Source organism: Acidovorax sp. SRB_24 (assembly GCF_012931925.1).
The window spans coordinates 1-964 of the sequence record NZ_MWOM01000150.1 but is presented as its reverse complement, the minus strand read 5'-3'; the positions used below and the strand labels follow the sequence as shown (position 1 = coordinate 964).

The following is a 964-nucleotide window of genomic DNA, read 5'->3' as shown; positions in this document are numbered from 1 at the left end:
CGGTTTGAACTCGTCCTCGCTGAGCTTGCCGGCCTGCCAGCGTTCGAGCTGGTCGCGGTATTGGGCAGCGCGCAGACGGACAAAGTTTTGATCGAATTCGGTGTATTGGTACATAAGGCCACTCAGTCGTGCATGGCGCGCACTTTAGAGGGCCTTCTTATGGAAGCAAACGATTGTTTTGTGCTTCCCTTATGTGCATAAGCATATGTCGGTGCGCTACACGACCGCAGCGCGGGGCCGGCGCTCCACGCTGCCGCATCCCAAAGAGCGGCCTGCGCCGGTTTGGCAAAAATTTCAAGCCAAAAACGCCTCAAACCCAATATTCGTCTGTGCTGGTAGCTCCTGTATCGAGAGCGCCTAGCAGCGCGAACTCAGAGCCTGAGCGTGGACAGCGCGCGCGCCAGCCGCGCGTCGAGCGGCAGCGGCTCGCCCTGCAGCTGCGCGGCCAGCAGTTCGCCGCAAAGCACGGCGCGCGTGAGCCCGCGCGAGCCCATGGCGGTGCAGACCCACAGGCCGGGCAGCGCCGCCGCGTCGACCGGGCCGACGATCGGCAGGCGGTCGGGCGAGGTGCAGCGCACGCTGGCCCAGGCGCGCACGGCCTGCGCACCGCCCGCTGCGGGGTCGAACGCCGCCTGCAGCGCCGGCGCGGCGCCGGGCAGCAGCTCCTGCAGCTGCTGCCAGTTGCTGGCGTGCGCGGCGGCGCGCTCGGCGTCGCTCAGCGGCAGGTGGTCGATGTCGCGCTCGAACGTCGAGCCCATGTGCCAGGCGTGGCCGCCCGCCACCGGCACATGGGCCACCAGGCCGCCATGGCCGTTGACCGGGAACGGCGGCAGGCCGGCGGCCGCTGCGCCTTGCAGGCCCCACGACAGCTGGCCGCGCACGGGCTGCAGCGGCAGGGCGCTGGCGCCGGCCGAGGCCAGCAACTGGCTGCTTGCCGGGCCCGCGGCCACGACCAACAGTTCGG

The 964-nt window shown here is 69.7% G+C and carries 1 protein-coding gene; it reads right to left on the bottom strand.

What is annotated here, in order from left to right; translation table 11 throughout:
• Positions 1-371: 371 nt before the first annotated feature.
• A partial coding sequence (locus B2J89_RS21135; protein ID WP_169170807.1) for an FAD-dependent oxidoreductase occupies positions 372-964 on the bottom strand: 593 nt, incomplete at its 5' end.